16 protein-coding genes are annotated in these 16,061 nt (G+C 41.0%); all 16 read left to right on the top strand.

Translation table 11 applies throughout. From position 1 onward, the window contains the following. Nucleotides 1–55 precede the first annotated feature (55 nt). The 16 genes from PCY17_RS03225 to PCY17_RS03150 all read left to right on the top strand — a co-directional run bounded on the left by PCY17_RS03225 (nucleotide 56) and on the right by PCY17_RS03150 (nucleotide 16,052). The gene (locus tag PCY17_RS03225; protein ID WP_049536684.1) at nucleotides 56–964 is read left to right on the top strand and encodes a magnesium transporter CorA family protein; all 909 of its coding nucleotides are present in this window, start codon (nucleotides 56–58) and stop codon (nucleotides 962–964) included. A 14-nt stretch (nucleotides 965–978) separates the two neighbouring features. Beyond that, nucleotides 979–1,506 carry a YqeG family HAD IIIA-type phosphatase gene (locus PCY17_RS03220; RefSeq protein ID WP_000963751.1) on the top strand — a complete coding sequence of 176 codons (528 nt, stop codon included), beginning with the start codon at nucleotides 979–981 and terminating at the stop codon, nucleotides 1,504–1,506. A 2-nt stretch (nucleotides 1,507–1,508) separates the two neighbouring features. Further along, on the top strand, nucleotides 1,509–2,615 hold the full coding sequence (yqeH, locus tag PCY17_RS03215; protein ID WP_301391808.1) for a ribosome biogenesis GTPase YqeH: 1,107 nt from the start codon (nucleotides 1,509–1,511) through the stop codon (nucleotides 2,613–2,615). A 211-nt stretch (nucleotides 2,616–2,826) separates the two neighbouring features. Further along, nucleotides 2,827–3,138, top strand: coding sequence for a ribosome assembly RNA-binding protein YhbY (yhbY, locus tag PCY17_RS03210; RefSeq protein WP_000060169.1), 312 nt, complete (start codon nucleotides 2,827–2,829; stop codon nucleotides 3,136–3,138). 51 nt (nucleotides 3,139–3,189) lie between these two features. After that, nucleotides 3,190–3,819, top strand: coding sequence for a nicotinate-nucleotide adenylyltransferase (locus tag PCY17_RS03205; protein ID WP_000963714.1), 630 nt, complete (start codon nucleotides 3,190–3,192; stop codon nucleotides 3,817–3,819). Continuing rightward, nucleotides 3,819–4,412 (top strand): bis(5'-nucleosyl)-tetraphosphatase (symmetrical) YqeK, encoded by a 594-nt coding sequence (gene yqeK / locus PCY17_RS03200; RefSeq protein ID WP_301391680.1) that lies wholly within the window; start codon nucleotides 3,819–3,821, stop codon nucleotides 4,410–4,412. Before PCY17_RS03205 ends, yqeK begins: the two co-directional genes overlap by 1 nt. Then, a complete protein-coding gene (gene rsfS / locus PCY17_RS03195) occupies nucleotides 4,413–4,766 on the top strand; it encodes a ribosome silencing factor (protein WP_001003007.1) in 354 nt (117 codons plus the stop codon). 204 nt (nucleotides 4,767–4,970) lie between these two features. Continuing rightward, the gene (locus PCY17_RS03190) at nucleotides 4,971–5,711 is read left to right on the top strand and encodes a class I SAM-dependent methyltransferase (RefSeq protein ID WP_247925699.1); all 741 of its coding nucleotides are present in this window, start codon (nucleotides 4,971–4,973) and stop codon (nucleotides 5,709–5,711) included. A gap of 9 nt (nucleotides 5,712–5,720) precedes the next feature. Then, complete coding sequence (locus PCY17_RS03185) at nucleotides 5,721–6,818, top strand: nucleotidyltransferase (protein ID WP_301391679.1); 1,098 nt, start codon at nucleotides 5,721–5,723, stop codon at nucleotides 6,816–6,818. A 132-nt stretch (nucleotides 6,819–6,950) separates the two neighbouring features. Then, nucleotides 6,951–7,205 carry a type II toxin-antitoxin system Phd/YefM family antitoxin gene (locus PCY17_RS03180; RefSeq protein ID WP_025171799.1) on the top strand — a complete coding sequence of 85 codons (255 nt, stop codon included), beginning with the start codon at nucleotides 6,951–6,953 and terminating at the stop codon, nucleotides 7,203–7,205. 3 nt (nucleotides 7,206–7,208) lie between these two features. Continuing rightward, complete coding sequence (locus PCY17_RS03175; protein WP_049477886.1) at nucleotides 7,209–7,463, top strand: Txe/YoeB family addiction module toxin; 255 nt, start codon at nucleotides 7,209–7,211, stop codon at nucleotides 7,461–7,463. 332 nt (nucleotides 7,464–7,795) lie between these two features. Then, nucleotides 7,796–10,543 carry an SIR2 family protein gene (locus tag PCY17_RS03170; protein WP_070568017.1) on the top strand — a complete coding sequence of 916 codons (2,748 nt, stop codon included), beginning with the start codon at nucleotides 7,796–7,798 and terminating at the stop codon, nucleotides 10,541–10,543. A gap of 333 nt (nucleotides 10,544–10,876) precedes the next feature. Further along, on the top strand, nucleotides 10,877–12,490 hold the full coding sequence (locus tag PCY17_RS03165) for a ribonuclease Y (protein WP_000404959.1): 1,614 nt from the start codon (nucleotides 10,877–10,879) through the stop codon (nucleotides 12,488–12,490). Between the two features lie 134 nt (nucleotides 12,491–12,624). Beyond that, a complete protein-coding gene (gmk, locus tag PCY17_RS03160; protein ID WP_000775041.1) occupies nucleotides 12,625–13,251 on the top strand; it encodes a guanylate kinase in 627 nt (208 codons plus the stop codon). A gap of 24 nt (nucleotides 13,252–13,275) precedes the next feature. Next, nucleotides 13,276–13,590, top strand: coding sequence for a DNA-directed RNA polymerase subunit omega (rpoZ, locus tag PCY17_RS03155; protein ID WP_002874282.1), 315 nt, complete (start codon nucleotides 13,276–13,278; stop codon nucleotides 13,588–13,590). Between the two features lie 65 nt (nucleotides 13,591–13,655). After that, complete coding sequence (locus PCY17_RS03150) at nucleotides 13,656–16,052, top strand: primosomal protein N' (protein WP_301391678.1); 2,397 nt, start codon at nucleotides 13,656–13,658, stop codon at nucleotides 16,050–16,052. Nucleotides 16,053–16,061: the final 9 nt, after the last annotated feature.

The following is a 16,061-nucleotide window of genomic DNA, read 5'->3' as shown; positions in this document are numbered from 1 at the left end:
CTGCTATTTTGGTAGATTTGTGGTACAATAGAAAGAGTTTGGTAAAGGAGAAAATATGTTTGTAGAAAAGCAGTTGGGCAATGGATGCACTTGGATTAACCTAGATTTGGGAAAATTGAAAAAACTAGAAGATCTCTCTGAAATCTATGGATTGGACAAGGAAACCATTGAATACGCACTGGATAGAAACGAGCGTGCCCACATGGACTACCACCGCGAAAGTGGAACCGTCACCTTTATCTACAATGTATTGGATTTGAAAAAGGACAAGGAATACTATGAAGCCTTTCCCATGACCTTTATCGTAGAACATCAGCGCTTGATTACGATTAGCAATAAGAAAAATGCCTATGTGATTGAACAGATGACACGTTATTTAGAGAGTCATGATATGCTTTCTATTTACAAATTTCTCTTTGCTAGTCTGGAAATCATCAGCAATGCCTACTATCCTGTCATCGAACAGATGGATAAGAGTAAGGATGAGGTCAATGGCCTCTTGCGTCAGCGAACGACCAAGAAAAACCTCTTTGCCCTTTCCGACTTGGAAACTGGTATGGTCTATCTGACAGCGGCTGCCAAGCAGAATCGCATGTTACTAGAACATATCCAAGGCCATGCCCTTTATCGCAGATTTAACGAAGTTGAGAGAGAACAGTTTGATGATGCCATGATTGAGGCTCATCAGCTGGTTTCGATGACCGATTTGATTTCTCAAGTTCTGCAACAACTATCAGCCTCCTACAACAACATTCTGAATAATAACCTGAATGATAACTTGACAACCTTGACCATCATTTCAGTTTTACTAGCAGTCTTGGCAGTAGTGACGGGTTTTTTCGGGATGAATGTTCCCCTCCCCTTCACAGATGAGCCCTATGCTTGGGTCTACATCAGCTTGGCTAGTGCGGTCTTATGGTTGGTCTTGTCATTGATTTTGAGAAAAATTGCGAAAAAAAGTTAAGAAAAGGAGCCAGAATGGCAATTGAAAACTATATGCCAGATTTTGCTGTGGAAGTAGTCTATGATCTGACAGTCCCAAGCCTGCAGGCGCAGGGGATCAAGGCTGTTTTGGTCGATTTGGACAATACCCTCATTGCTTGGAACAACCCTGATGGGACGCCAGAGATGAAACAGTGGCTACATGATCTTCGGGATGCAGGTATTCGCATCATCGTGGTCTCAAATAATACCAAAAAACGGGTCCAACGCGCAGTTGAGAAATTTGGAATTGATTACGTTTATTGGGCTTTGAAACCCTTCACCTTTGGGATTGACCGTGCCATGAAAGAATTCCACTATGAGAAAAATGAAGTGGTCATGGTCGGCGACCAGCTCATGACCGATATTCGCGCAGCCCATCGTGCAGGCATTCGCTCAATTTTGGTCAAACCCTTGGTCCAACATGACTCTATCAAGACGCAGATTAACCGAGCTCGTGAGCGCCGTGTCATGAAGCAAATTACTGAAAAGTACGGACCGATTACATATAAAAAAGGAATCTAACTATGGAAGAAATTCTCTGTATTGGTTGTGGAGCAACCATTCAGACGACAGACAAGGCTGGTCTGGGTTTCACTCCCCAGTCGGCACTTGAAAAAGGGTTGGAGACTGGCGAAGTTTATTGCCAACGCTGTTTCCGTCTCCGTCATTACAATGAAATCACAGATGTCCAGTTGACGGACGATGATTTTCTCAAACTCTTGCACGAGGTGGGAGACAGTGATGCCTTGGTGGTCAATGTGATTGATATTTTTGACTTTAACGGTTCTGTTATCCCAGGCTTGCCTCGTTTTGTATCAGGCAATGATGTTCTCTTGGTTGGAAATAAAAAAGACATCCTTCCTAAGTCTGTTAAGCCTGGTAAGATTAGCCAATGGCTTATGGAGCGTGCCCACGAAGAAGGACTTCGTCCAGTGGATGTCGTCCTGACTTCAGCCCAAAACAAGCATGCCATCAAGGAAGTCATTGACAAGATTGAACACTACCGTAAGGGTCGCGATGTCTACGTAGTTGGGGTAACCAACGTTGGAAAATCAACCCTCATCAATGCCATTATTCAAGAAATAACGGGTGATCAGAATGTCATCACGACTTCACGCTTTCCAGGGACAACCTTGGACAAGATTGAAATCCCACTTGATGACGGATCTTATATCTACGATACACCGGGGATTATCCACCGTCACCAGATGGCCCACTACTTGACGGCTAAAAACCTCAAGTATGTCAGTCCTAAAAAGGAAATCAAGCCCAAAACCTACCAGCTCAATCCTGAACAAACCCTGTTTCTAGGTGGTCTCGGACGCTTTGACTTTATTGCAGGAGAAAAGCAAGGTTTTACAGCCTTCTTTGACAATGAACTCAAACTCCACCGTACCAAGTTTGAAGGCGCGAGTACTTTCTACGACAAGCACCTAGGTACCCTTTTAACGCCACCAAATAGCAAGGAAAAAGAGGACTTTCCAAAACTAGTCCAGCATGTATTTACTATCAAGGACAAGACAGACCTAGTCATTTCAGGACTAGGCTGGATCCGCGTAACAGGAACTGCCAAAGTCGCCGTCTGGGCACCAGAAGGCGTCGCAGTCGTCACACGAAAAGCCATTATTTAAAATAAAATCACTGAGCGAACAAAGTGAGCTCATAAAAAGATAGTTATTGCCGTGGTGTGATTGCCAATCGTTAGATTGGCAAGGGGCACACTTGAGACCTAGGCTCAAGTGTGAGGTCAGGAAATCCATTTTTCAAAGATGAGATCTTTGAAAAATTAGTTCCGACCGTCCCTCACCACCTAAAATAACTATCCAAAAAGGAAGAAAGAATATGTCATTAACATCGAAACAACGTGCCTTCCTCAACAGCCAGGCACACACCCTCAAACCCATCATCCAAATTGGAAAAAATGGTCTCAACGACCAAATCAAAACCAGCGTCCGTCAAGCTCTTGACGCCCGTGAATTGATTAAAGTTACGCTCTTACAAAACACGGATGAAAATATCCACGAAGTAGCTGAAATCTTGGAAGAAGAAATCGGTGTAGATACTGTCCAAAAAATCGGACGCATCTTGATTTTGTTTAAACAATCCAGCAAGAAAGAAAATCGCAAGATTTCTAAAAAAGTCAAAGAAATCTAAAACCCTACTCCAAACAACTGTTTTTACAGAGAATTAAAGGAAGACGAGCCTATGGCAATCGAATTATTGACTCCCTTTACCAAGGTAGAGTTGGAGCCAGAAATCAAGGAGAAAAAACGCAAACAAGTCGGGATCTTAGGGGGAAATTTTAACCCTGTTCACAATGCCCATCTTGTTGTAGCAGACCAAGTGCGACAACAGTTAGGACTGGACCAGGTTCTACTTATGCCTGAATACCAACCACCTCACGTGGACAAAAAAGAAACCATCCCTGAACACCATCGGCTCAAGATGCTTGAATTGGCGATTGAGGGGATTGAAGGCTTAGCCATTGAAACCATTGAGCTAGAGCGCAAGGGCATTTCCTACACCTACGACACCATGAAGATTTTGACAGAGCAACATCCAGATACGGATTATTACTTCATTATCGGGGCTGATATGGTGGACTATCTACCTAAGTGGTATCGGATTGATGAACTGGTTGATATGGTTCAGTTTGTGGGGGTTCAGCGCCCACGCTACAAGGCAGGGACTTCTTATCCAGTTATCTGGGTGGATGTGCCTCTCATGGACATCTCGTCTAGCATGGTACGTGACTTCCTTGCCCAAGGTCGGAAACCTAACTTTCTATTACCACAGCCAGTGCTAGACTATATCGAGAAGGAGGGGCTCTACTGATGGTCTATCAAGACTATATCAACTGTTCACGTGAGGCTTTGTTGGGAAAAATGGCAGAGCTTCTGCCTGAAAAACGTTTGACCCATTGTCTGGGTGTAGAGCGTGCAGCCATAGAACTAGCTGAGAGATTTGGAGTCGATGCCGAGAAAGCAGGACTAGCAGGTCTTCTCCATGACTATGCTAAAAAGTTGTCAGATCAGGAATTCCTAGACTTGATTGACCGTTACCATCTAGACCCTGACCTCAAAAACTGGGGCAATAATGTCTGGCATGGCATGGTTGGCATCTACAAGATTCAGGAAGATTTGGATTTGCGTAATCCGGAGATCCTAAGAGCTATTGAAATCCATACAGTCGGGGCTGGTCAGATGACAGACCTAGATAAAGTTGTCTACGTCGCAGATTATATCGAGCACAATCGTGCCTTTCCAGGAGTGGATGCGGCGCGTGAGATTGCTGAGCTATCGCTCAATAAGGCAGTGGCCTACGAAACAGCTCGTACCGTGGAGCATCTAGCTCATCAGGGATTCCCCATCTATCCCCAAACCCTTGAAACCTATAACGCCTTTGTGCACTATTTGAAAGAGGACTAAATGAACGAAAAAGAATTACTAGAACTAGTCGTGAAAGCGGCTGATGAGAAACGTGCGGAGGATATCCTTGCACTTGACGTACAAGATTTGACCAGCGTGACAGACTACTTTGTTATCACTAGCTCGATGAACAGCCGTCAGTTGGACGCTATCGCAGATAATATCCGTGAAAAAGTAGCGGAAGCAGGCTTTAAAGGCAGTCATGTTGAAGGCGATGCAGCTGGAGGCTGGGTCTTGCTAGACCTCGGTGGTGTCGTTGTGCATATCTTCTCAGAAGAAATGCGTGCCCACTATAACCTAGAGAAGCTATGGCATGAGGCGGAGTCTGTAGATATTTCTGAAGCCTTGGCCTAGTAGATGAACTCAGTTGTAGTCAACTGGGTTTCTTTGCTTATTTTAGAAAATAGATAGAAAGGTAAAGGGCGTCGTGTTTTGTTCATCTCGAAACTGAACACGAGCTAAAAGCTGCGAGAAAAAGAGGAACTTCCTTTGTATCTGATGATACAGCAGAAAGCTTCCTATTTTCTCTTAGCTTTTAACGCTCTTTGTATCTTAATTATGGCAACTTATGAAACCTTTGCGGCGGTCTATGATTCGGTCATGGATGACAGTTTATACGATAAATGGACGGATTTTTCTCTGCGTCATTTCCCTAAGACTAAGGAGAGAAAGAAGCTTTTGGAACTGGCTTGCGGGACAGGTATCCAGTCTGTGCGCTTTTCTCAGGCTGGTTTTGATGTGACTGGATTTGACTTGAGCGCGGATATGCTGAAGATTGCGGAGAAAAGAGCTACTTCAGCCAAGCAAAAAATTGATTTTATTGAAGGCAATATGCTGGACTTATCCAAGGTAGGTCAATACGACCTTGTTACGTGCTACTCGGACTCTATCTGCTACATGCAGGATGAGGTCGAGGTAGGAGACGTCTTTAAGGAAGTGTATAGTGCCCTCAATGAAGATGGAGTTTTCATCTTTGACGTGCATTCAACCTACCAGACGGATGAGGTTTTTCCAGGCTATTCTTATCATGAAAATGCGGAAGATTTTGCCATGCTTTGGGACACCTATGAGGACGAAGCTCCTCACTCCATCGTGCATGAGTTGACTTTCTTTATCAAGGAGGCTGACGGTTCCTTTAGTCGCCACGATGAAGTGCATGAGGAGCGGACCTATGAAGTTTTGACCTATGATATTTTGCTGGAGCAGGCTGGTTTCAAGACCTTCAAACTCTATGCGGACTTTGAGGATAAGGAGCCGACAGAGACAAGTACCCGTTGGTTTTTTGTCGCGCAGAAGTAGGAGAACATCATGACCATCACAGGTATTATCGCGGAGTTCAATCCTTTTCATAATGGGCATAAATACCTGCTGGATCAAGCAGAGGGGCTGAAAATCGTTGCCATGTCTGGAAATTTCATGCAACGAGGAGAGCCGGCTATCGTGGACAAGTGGACACGAACCCAGATGGCGCTTGAAAATGGCGCTGATCTGGTAGTGGAATTGCCCTTTTTAGTCAGTGTTCAGGCGGCAGATTTCTTTGGCCAAGGAGCTGTGGATATCTTGGCTCGGTTGGGGATTGATACTCTAGATTTCGGGACAGAAGAAGTTCTGGATTATCAAAAGATATCTGACTTATACACAGAGCAAGGTGCTGAGATGGAGAAATTTGTGGAAAATCTGCCTGATTCACTATCTTATCCCCAGAAAACCCAAGCTATGTGGAAGGAATTTGCAGGTCTTGATTTTTCTGGCAATATGCCCAATCATGTTCTAGCTTTGGCCTATGCCAAGGCGGTTGCAGGACGCAACATCAAGCTTGAGCCGATTCAGCGTCAGGGAGCGGGTTATCATTCTGTGGACAAGGATGTGGACTTTGCCTCGGCGACAGCCCTCCGTCAGCACCAGAGGGACAAAGATTTCTTAGAACGCTTTATGCCTTCTCTTGACCTCTTTGAGCAGGCCAGTAAGGTGAGTTGGGATGATTATTTTCCCTTGCTCCGCTATCAAATCTTGTCAAATCCAGACCTGACGACCATCTATCAGGTCAATCAAGAAATGGCAGTGCGTATCAAGGATGCCATCAAGATAGCCCAGTCTGTGGAGGAATTGGTCGAGGCAGTTGCGACCAAACGTTACACAAAAGCGCGTGTCAGACGCCTCTTGACTTATATCTTGGTGCAGGCCAGAGAAAGCGACTTGCCAGAAGCCATCCATGTCCTTGGCTTTACTGAAAAAGGCAGACAACATCTCAAGTCTCTGAAAGGGCAGGTCCATCTAGTCAGCCGAATTGGCAAAGAACCTTGGGATACCATGACCCAAAAGGCAGACCAGATATACCGACTAGGCCAGCCAAGTATAGCAGAGCAGAATTTTGGCAGAGTGCCCATTAGAATAGAATCAAACTAAGTCTACTGAAAGGTAGGCTTTTTTAGAAGATTTTCGAATAAATAGATAGAAAAGAAAAATCTTGTACAAGTTCCTGACAATTTCTTTCTTTTTGTGTATAATAGTGGAAAAGAGGTAAAATGAGGTATGGTTATGGAAGCAGTTCTTTATTCAACATTCCGAAATCATTTAAAAGACTACATGAAGAAGGTAAATGATGAATTTGAGCCTTTAACGGTGGTCAATAAAAATCCAGATGAGGATATTGTAGTCCTTTCAAAGAGCGAGTGGGATAGTATTCAGGAAACCCTGAGAATCGCTCAAAATAAGGAACTTTCTGACAAGGTCTTGCGAGGAATGGCTCAAGTTCGTGCTGGAGGCACTCAGGTACATGTGATTGAGGAGTGAGAAATGCTGCTCAAATTTACAGAAGATGCCTGGGCGGATTATTGCTATTGGCAAAACCAAGATAAGAAGACATTAAAAAGAATCAATAAATTAATCAAGGATATTCAACGCGATCCTTTTGTAGGAATGGGGAAACCTGAACCACTCAAGTATGACTATCAAGGAGCTTGGTCACGGCGCATTGATGCAGAAAATCGCTTGATTTATATGATGGATGGAGATAGCGTGGCTTTCTTGTCCTTCAAAGATCACTACTAAGTCTACTGAAAGGTAGGCTTTTTATTTTAGAAATTTTAGCTAATAAATTAAAGATAAAGTTTTTTGGAAAATGATAGATTTCCTAAGTTAGAAAATCAGTGAAAAATTTTAGTATAATAATTAGATTCTTGTCTCTTGAATCCGCTTTATAACTCTTATTTTGTGGTATAATGAAGAGAATTGTTAATATAAAAAAATATAATAGACAAACAAATTTTTATATTTATAAACAATGATAAACTCTTATTTATGATTATATAACAGAAAAGAAGAAAATTTCGAAGGATAATTTGTATTTAGATAATACAAGCTAATGATAGGATGGTTCAAATATGGAAGAAAATTATAACTTATCTATAACTCAAATAAAGAATTCTATTAAAGAAAATTCTTTAATTTTGTTTGTCGGTGCAGGGATTTCAGCAAATTCTAATCTACCAACTTGGGGCGAATTGATTCAATCATTAAAAAAAGAGTTGAACTTACCAGAAGAAAGAACAGATAGTCCTCTGAGAATTGCTCAGTATTATTATGATAATTTTGGGAAAAATCAGTACACAAAAAAGATAGAAGAAATTTTCTTTAAGAGGGGATTAAGTAAACCAAATGAGTTACATAAATTAATAGAAAAAATAGCACCAAAACATATTATTACGACAAACTATGATTCACTTCTGGAAAGTCAGTTTGAAAGTGGTTTGTTAAGGTACAATGTAGTAGCTGAAGATAAAGACATCCCCTATACGAGTTCGGAAAGATACTTGATTAAAATGCATGGAGACTTCAGTAAGAAAAATATTGTTTTAAAAGAAGAAGATTATTTAGACTATCCTTTGAACTTCCCAATGATTTCTACTTTAATCCAGTCATTGATAATGAATCATACTTTATTGTTTGTGGGGTATTCTCTAAGTGATTCGACTTTTAATTCAATTTTTAGAATGATTCAAAATACATTTAAATTGGATGCTAAAAATGCTTATTTTTATACTCCCGAGGAACCGTCTATGATCATCCGAGAGTATTACAAAAAGCAAGGAATTATCATTATCTCTAACGAAGAGAATCCAGGTGAGGAGGCATCAGAAAAACAGAAAAAATTGTATTGCAGGACAAAAGATTTTTTAGAGGCTCTATCAGAAAACCGAAGTCAAGATGTAAATAATGCTGATGATTTATGGAATCAACTGGCTTTTTTAGATAGACTTAGTTTTATTGATGCGAAAGATTTTTCTAGATATTCTGCTTTAAAGAAAAGAGCTTTAAACTGGGATGATGAATATCGCTGGTTTGGAAATAATCAATTAACATTTGAAGTTGATGGTCATGAAGAATTACGAAATATGGTATATAAAAAATCTTTATTAAACCGGTTTCTAGATATGGATATTGATGAACCTAGAGATTTAAAGGAGAATCGCTTCTTAAGTGAGGCTTTTAAGTTGTATGAAGAAAAACAATATTCTTTAGCAAAAGCAAAATTTAGAGAACTAGCTAATATAGCATTTCGTCAGAAAGACTATTTTAACTTTTTAGTTTGTGAATTTAATTTTCAGCAAATTAAAATAATTGATAGACGCGAAAAAACACCTAGTTATGCAGAGCCACTTTATGATGGAGAATTAAGCGAATTAACAGAACAAATTATTAACTCGGTTACAGGAGATGAGAAAAAGGTTATAGAATTTTTTAGAGATTCAATCCTTAATCTCAATTTTTTATATAGAAAATTAGAAACTATTAATGAATTATTTGATGAAATTCGTGAAGAGCATGAAAACTATAGAAGAGGAGGATGGTCTTCTAATTATCATCTCTTTAATGCGAAGTTTACAGTAAAAAATCTTTATAATTTTTTAAAATTAAATTGTTTATGTGTTGAACATTATAAGATTTATAAATCAATCGTTAATAGATATTTAGAAATATTATTACTCAGTTATGATAATTCATATGTAAATCCTGAGGCAAGTATTTTCGATAGAACAGCCTCTTGGCTTAAAAATCTAGATTTGGATGATGTCCAATTAATTCTGCCGAGTATAGATTTTAAGGTTGTAAATTTATATTTTAGAAACTATTCATTTAGCAAAATAAAAGTTACTGAGGAAGCGAAAGACTACTTGTTGAATCGAATTACTTATCTTCAAGAAAGACTTGAAATTACTGAATATGAAAACCTCCGAGAACTTAAAAATATACTAACTTTTCTTCCTCTTGTTGATGATATTGACATAGAAAGAGTAATAGAGATTTTAAATACTCAAACACTGTATTATAATTGGAGAGAGGAAATTAGGGGACTTATTAAAATAGTTCTCGCTAATATGGATTCTATTGATAAAAATTCATTGAATTCTAAGATAATTGGGATTGTAAATAAACATTTAAATGAAATTTTGGAGAACAATTTTTCGTTATATTATTCAGTGTATCCACTCTATTCACAGTTACTAGAATACTGCTCAACTGATCAGGAAACTGCAATAGTAGTACTCGAAAAATTTAATACAGATATTTTAAGAATAAAATATAAAAAAGACGATATAAAAAAAATCTTAGAATATTCTGACTTGATATGTCACTTATTTAAGTATTTTGAAGAGGATGTTAAAGATGATATTTTAGATACTCTAAAAGCTTATGAAAAATCAGAAAACATTATTTACCATAAAGTAATTGATCTGATGAGTTCTAAAGTCTATGATTTTCCTCAGATACAAAATAAAATCTACCATTATTTGATTGAAAGAATTAATGATAAAAGAGTTGAGGGGGTTAAAACTTTCCCAGAACCAAGAGAAAAATCTGTATCAGATTTATACAACTTAAGTAGAAAAGGATATTTTTCTGATTTTGAGATTTTAAAAGATATTGAAGAAGATATTCGAGGACTTTATCCTGAAGTAGATTGGACTTGGTTCCATGATAGAAGTGATGATGTTATCCATCGTCTATTAGAATATAGAACTCCCAATAATATTAAAACTTATTTTTCAAAAAATGAAGAAGATAATAAATTGATTAATGAGTATATTTTAAAAGCTCTCGATGAGGATAAACTAATACTTAAGAAATAGACTGAAACAACTAAATAAAAAAACAGTTAATTTATGACAAATTTGACCTTGAAGAGAAGCTGTAATTTCCTAAAGTGAATTTTCAAAGACTTGAAAGCAAAATGTTTGAATCTAGCAGAACACTATTTGGTACAATAATAGGTAATCCATAGCTGTAGAGATTCGGTGGAACTTTTTGATAGTGACAATGAATTGCTTCCTCAAAAATCTAAGGAATTGTAGTCCTAAAATTCACACAAAACTCTTCAATTTGGGTTTGTGAAAATCGGTTTTTTGTGATAGAATATTAAGGAATGTATGTCATTCGATAAACAAATTTAATGAGGTAAAAACATGGAAATCATGACACTTGCGATTGCTGTTTTTGCCGTCATCATTGGTTTAGTCATTGGATATGTCAGCATCTCAGCTAAGATGAAATCATCTCAAGAGGCTGCAGAGTTGATGCTTCTAAATGCTGAACAAGAAGCAACTAATTTACGAGGACAAGCTGAGCGCGAAGCGGATTTATTGCTAAATGAAGCCAAGAGCGAAAGCAAGTCTCTTAAAAAAGAAGCACTATTGGAGGCCAAAGAGGAAGCCAGAAAATACCGTGAAGAAGTGGACGCTGAATTTAAGTCAGAACGTCAGGAGCTCAAGCAAATCGAAAGTCGTTTGACGGAGAGAGCTACGAGCCTTGACCGTAAGGACGACAATTTGACGAACAAAGAAAAAACACTTGAACAAAAAGAACAAAGTATTTCTGATAGAGCAAAAAACCTTGATGCACGTGAAGAGCAATTAGAGGAAGTCGAAAGACAAAAAGAAGCTGAACTTGAACGTATCGGCTCGCTTTCCCAAACTGAGGCTCGAGATATTATCTTGGCTCAGACAGAGGAAAACTTGACCAAGGAAATTGCTAGCCGCATTCGTGAGGCAGAGCAAGAAGTCAAGGAACGTTCAGACAAGATTGCGAAAGATATCTTGGTTCAGGCTATGCAGCGTATCGCTGGTGACTATGTAGCAGAGTCAACAAACTCGACAGTTCACCTACCAGATGATACCATGAAGGGACGCATTATCGGTCGTGAAGGTCGCAATATTCGTACCTTTGAAAGTTTGACAGGGGTAGATGTCATCATTGACGACACGCCAGAAGTGGTAACCTTGTCAGGATTTGATCCGATTCGTCGTGAAATTGCTCGTATGACCATGGAAATGTTGCTCAAGGATGGCCGTATCCACCCAGCTCGTATCGAAGAGTTGGTGGAGAAAAACCGTCAGGAGATTGACAATAAAATCCGTGAATATGGGGAGGCTGCTGCCTATGAGATTGGTGCGCCAAACCTCCATCCAGACTTGATGAAGATTATGGGACGTTTGCAGTTCCGTACTTCTTATGGACAAAATGTCTTGCGTCATTCGATTGAGGTTGCTAAGTTATCTGGTATCATCGCGAGTGAACTTGGTGAAAATGCAGCTCTTGCCCGTCGTGCTGGATTCCTTCACGACATCGGGAAAGCTATTGACCGCGAGGTTGAAGGTAGCCACGTTGAGATTGGTACGGAGTTGGCTCGTAAGTACAAGGAACACCCAGTTGTAGTGAATACGATTGCTAGCCACCACGGCGATGTCGAAGCTGAAAGCGTCATCGCAGTGATCGTTGCTGCAGCAGATGCCTTGAGTGCAGCGCGTCCAGGTGCTCGTAGCGAGTCTCTTGAAAGCTATATCAAGCGTCTCCATGACTTGGAAGAAATCGCAAATGGCTTTGAAGGTGTACAAAACAGCTTTGCACTTCAAGCAGGACGCGAGATTCGTATCATGGTAAACCCAGGACAAATCAAAGACGACAAAGTCACAATCTTGGCTCATAAAGTTCGTGAGAAAATTGAAAACAATCTCGATTACCCAGGAAATATCAAGGTAACCGTGATTCGCGAACTTCGTGCAGTAGATTATGCTAAATAAATAAAAAAGAGCAGTTGAAATATTACTGCTTTTTTGTTACACTAGATAGAAAGACTGTAGAAGGATAACTGACGCGATCATCAGTATTCGAGAGAAATTTTACTTTATTTCACAGACTAACTAAAGGAGACATAATGGCAGACCGAGGCTTGCTAATCGTTTTTTCTGGTCCTTCAGGAGTTGGGAAAGGAACGGTTAGAAGAGAGATTTTTGAGAGTTCTGAGAATCAATTTCAATACTCTGTATCGATGACGACGCGTGCGCAACGTCCTGGTGAAGTGGACGGAGTGGACTATTTCTTCCGTACTCGTGAAGAGTTTGAAGAGCTGATCCGTCAAGGTCAGATGTTGGAATATGCAGAGTATGTCGGTAACTACTATGGAACTCCTCTGACCTATGTCAATGAAACTCTGGACAAGGGAATCGATGTCTTTCTTGAGATTGAAGTGCAGGGAGCCCTTCAGGTTAAGAAAAAGGTTCCAGATGCTGTCTTTATCTTTCTAACACCACCAGATTTGGATGAATTGCAAGATCGTTTGGTAGGTCGTGGAACAGATAGTGCAGAAGTGATTGCCCAACGAATCGAAAAAGCCAAGGAAGAAATTGCCCTCATGCGTGAGTATGATTATGCTATTGTCAACGATCAGGTGCCCCTCGCTGCTGAACGTGTCAAGCGTGTGATCGAAGCAGAACACTTCCGTGTGGACCGTGTTATTGGTCACTACCAGGAGATGTTGCCAAAATCTCCAACTACTCGATAAACTATAGGAAACAGGTACAAGCAAATGATGTTAAAACCCTCTATTGATACCTTGCTAGACAAGGTACCATCAAAATATTCACTCGTAATCTTGGAAGCAAAACGTGCCCACGAACTAGAAGCAGGTGCGCCAGCAACTCAAGAGTTTAAGTCTGAAAAATCAACTCTTCGCGCTTTGGAAGAAATCGAGTCAGGAAACGTTACGATTCACCCAGATCCAGAAGGAAAACGTGAAGCGGTTCGTCTCCGTATCGAAGAAGAAAAACGCCGCAAAGAAGAAGAAGAAAAGAAAATCAAAGAGCAAATTGCTAAAGAAAAAGAAGATGGTGAAAAAATTTAAGGTTGGGGGGACTCAATCTTATTTTTTCTATTGCAAGAATTTACTGACAAGAAGGAGGTGAGAAGATGGCTATTGCAAAGATAATCGTGGATGTTCCCCTGATGCAGACGGACCAGCCATACAGTTACAAGGTCCCTGAGGAATTTGTAGAGATGCTGGAAGTCGGTATGAGGGTCCATGTTCCTTTTGGCAAAGGCAATCGTTTGATCCAAGGAATTGTGCTAGGCTTGGAGTCCCAGTCGGATGAAGAAGCTGCCAATCAGGACTTGAAGGAGATTGCAGAGGTGCTGGACTTTTCCCCTGTTCTCACTCAAGAGCAACTCTGGCTGGCTGAGGAGTTACGCAAGTCCGTCTTTTCTTATAAAATCTCCATTCTAAAAGCCATGCTTCCAGGGTTTTTAAACTCCAGTTATGATAAGATTCTTTATCCTTTGGAAGGTCTCAGTCAGGAAGACCGAGAGCATCTGTTTGGTTCAGAAGATTCGCTAGCCTTTTCTTCTCTAGACCTTGCTAAGCAAGCTGAGATGATGCGCTTGACTAGGAAAGGTCTGCTCCGCTTAGAGTATCAGGCTGTCGATCAGAAGAAGGTCAAGACCCAGTCTTGGTATGAGGTTGATGCTACTCGACTAGAGCAGATTGAGATTTCTGCGCGTGCTAAGAAAAAAGCAGAGCTCAGAGACTATTTGCTGTCTCATCCTAAGAGTGCTCCTCTGGCTAGTTTGTTAGAGTCCTACTCACGCGAGCAAGTCAACTTCTTTGTGGAAAAAGGTGCTGTGTCCATAGTCCAAAAGGAAGTGCAACGCTCAGCTGCTTATTTCGATGGTATTGAAGCCAGCCAACCTTTGGAATTGAATCCTGAACAAAGACAGGCGCGTGATGCCGTTGTCAGTGCTATTGGCAGTCAACAGCCTCCTTTCCTCCTTCAAGGAATTACAGGGAGTGGGAAAACAGAGGTTTACTTGCAGATTATCCAAGGGGCCTTGGATAAGGGTAAGACAGCTATTTTACTGGTACCTGAGATTTCTCTGACGCCACAGATGACGGAGCGGTTCATTGCTCGTTTCGGCGAGAAAGTGGCCATTCTTCACTCAGGCCTGTCCAATGGTGAAAAGTACGATGAATGGCGCAAGGTTGAGCGTGGAGATGCTCAAGTTGTTGTTGGTGCCAGATCAGCCATCTTTGCTCCTCTGAAAAATCTAGGTGTCATGATTATCGACGAAGAGCATGAAGCTAGCTACAAACAAGACAGCAATCCTCGTTATCATGCCAGAGAGGTCGCCATTTTACGGGCCCAGTACAATCAAGCAGCCCTGGTCCTTGGTTCGGCGACACCGAGCTTAGAAAGCCGTGCGCGGGCTGGCAAAGGTGTCTATCAACACTTACGCCTGACCCAACGAGCCAATCCTTTAGCCACCATTCCTGAGGTTCAAGTGATTGACTTTCGTGACTATATCGGGCAGAATGAGACGTCAAACTTTACGCCCCCTTTGCTAGAGGCCATCCAAGACCGACTGGATAAAAAAGAGCAGGTAGTCCTCATGCTCAACCGTCGGGGTTATTCTAGTTTTGTTATGTGTCGGGAGTGTGGAACGGTAGATAGCTGTCCCAACTGTGATATTTCTCTGACTCTCCACATGGATACCAAGACCATGAACTGCCATTACTGTGGATTTTCAAAGGGGATTCCTCATGTCTGTCCCAACTGTCAAAGCCGCAGTATTCGTTACTACGGGACGGGGACTCAGAAAGCTTACGATGAACTGGCAGAACTCTTTCCTCAGGCTCGCATTCTGCGGATGGATGTGGATACGACCCGCAAGAAAGGCAGTCACCAAGCTCTTCTTGACCAGTTTGGCCGAGGGGAAGCGGATATCTTGCTGGGAACTCAGATGATTGCCAAGGGCTTGGATTTTCCAAATGTGACTTTGGTTGGAGTACTCAATGCGGATACGGCCTTGAATCTGCCTGATTTTCGTTCTTCTGAGAGAACCTTCCAACTCTTAACTCAGGTGGCTGGTCGGGCAGGTCGTGCGGAAAAAGCTGGGCAGGTCTTGATTCAGTCATACAATCCGGAGCACTATGCCATTCGTTTTGCAAAAGATCAGGATTATGAAGGCTTTTATGCCTATGAAATGAGTATCAGACGCCAACTTGGCTACCCACCTTATTATTTCACCATTGGGATTACCCTCTCTCACAAGAAAGAAGAAGAGGTTGTCAAACGTGCCTATGAAGTTATGGAAATATTACGCTCAGGTTTATCGGAAACTAGTAAAATCCTTGGACCAACGCCAAAACCCATCGCTCGTACCCACAACCTTTATCATTACCAGATTTTGATTAAATACCGTTTAGAAGATGAGCTGGGTCCAACTCTCAATCGAGTTTTGGCCTTGACTCAAGAACGGGAAAATAGCGAGCTTCGTCTCAGTATTGACCATGAGCCGCAGCAATTTTTATAAGAAGGAGAA

Source organism: Streptococcus sp. SO2, assembly GCF_030440025.1.
Note: the sequence above shows the minus strand (reverse complement) of the source record. Positions and strands in the feature narration are given on the sequence as shown.

Coding starts and splice junctions, on each gene's coding strand:
- rpoZ (WP_002874282.1), top strand. CDS start 13,276: ATGATGTTAAAACCCTCTATTGATACCTTGCTAGACAAGGTACCATCA.
- yqeK (WP_301391680.1), top strand. CDS start 3,819: ATGGTCTATCAAGACTATATCAACTGTTCACGTGAGGCTTTGTTGGGA.
- yqeH (WP_301391808.1), top strand. CDS start 1,509: ATGGAAGAAATTCTCTGTATTGGTTGTGGAGCAACCATTCAGACGACA.
- PCY17_RS03175 (WP_049477886.1), top strand. CDS start 7,209: ATGCTGCTCAAATTTACAGAAGATGCCTGGGCGGATTATTGCTATTGG.
- PCY17_RS03185 (WP_301391679.1), top strand. CDS start 5,721: ATGACCATCACAGGTATTATCGCGGAGTTCAATCCTTTTCATAATGGG.
- PCY17_RS03205 (WP_000963714.1), top strand. CDS start 3,190: ATGGCAATCGAATTATTGACTCCCTTTACCAAGGTAGAGTTGGAGCCA.
- yhbY (WP_000060169.1), top strand. CDS start 2,827: ATGTCATTAACATCGAAACAACGTGCCTTCCTCAACAGCCAGGCACAC.
- rsfS (WP_001003007.1), top strand. CDS start 4,413: ATGAACGAAAAAGAATTACTAGAACTAGTCGTGAAAGCGGCTGATGAG.
- gmk (WP_000775041.1), top strand. CDS start 12,625: ATGGCAGACCGAGGCTTGCTAATCGTTTTTTCTGGTCCTTCAGGAGTT.
- PCY17_RS03150 (WP_301391678.1), top strand. CDS start 13,656: ATGGCTATTGCAAAGATAATCGTGGATGTTCCCCTGATGCAGACGGAC.
- PCY17_RS03225 (WP_049536684.1), top strand. CDS start 56: ATGTTTGTAGAAAAGCAGTTGGGCAATGGATGCACTTGGATTAACCTA.
- PCY17_RS03180 (WP_025171799.1), top strand. CDS start 6,951: ATGGAAGCAGTTCTTTATTCAACATTCCGAAATCATTTAAAAGACTAC.
- PCY17_RS03165 (WP_000404959.1), top strand. CDS start 10,877: ATGGAAATCATGACACTTGCGATTGCTGTTTTTGCCGTCATCATTGGT.
- PCY17_RS03170 (WP_070568017.1), top strand. CDS start 7,796: ATGGAAGAAAATTATAACTTATCTATAACTCAAATAAAGAATTCTATT.
- PCY17_RS03220 (WP_000963751.1), top strand. CDS start 979: ATGGCAATTGAAAACTATATGCCAGATTTTGCTGTGGAAGTAGTCTAT.
- PCY17_RS03190 (WP_247925699.1), top strand. CDS start 4,971: ATGGCAACTTATGAAACCTTTGCGGCGGTCTATGATTCGGTCATGGAT.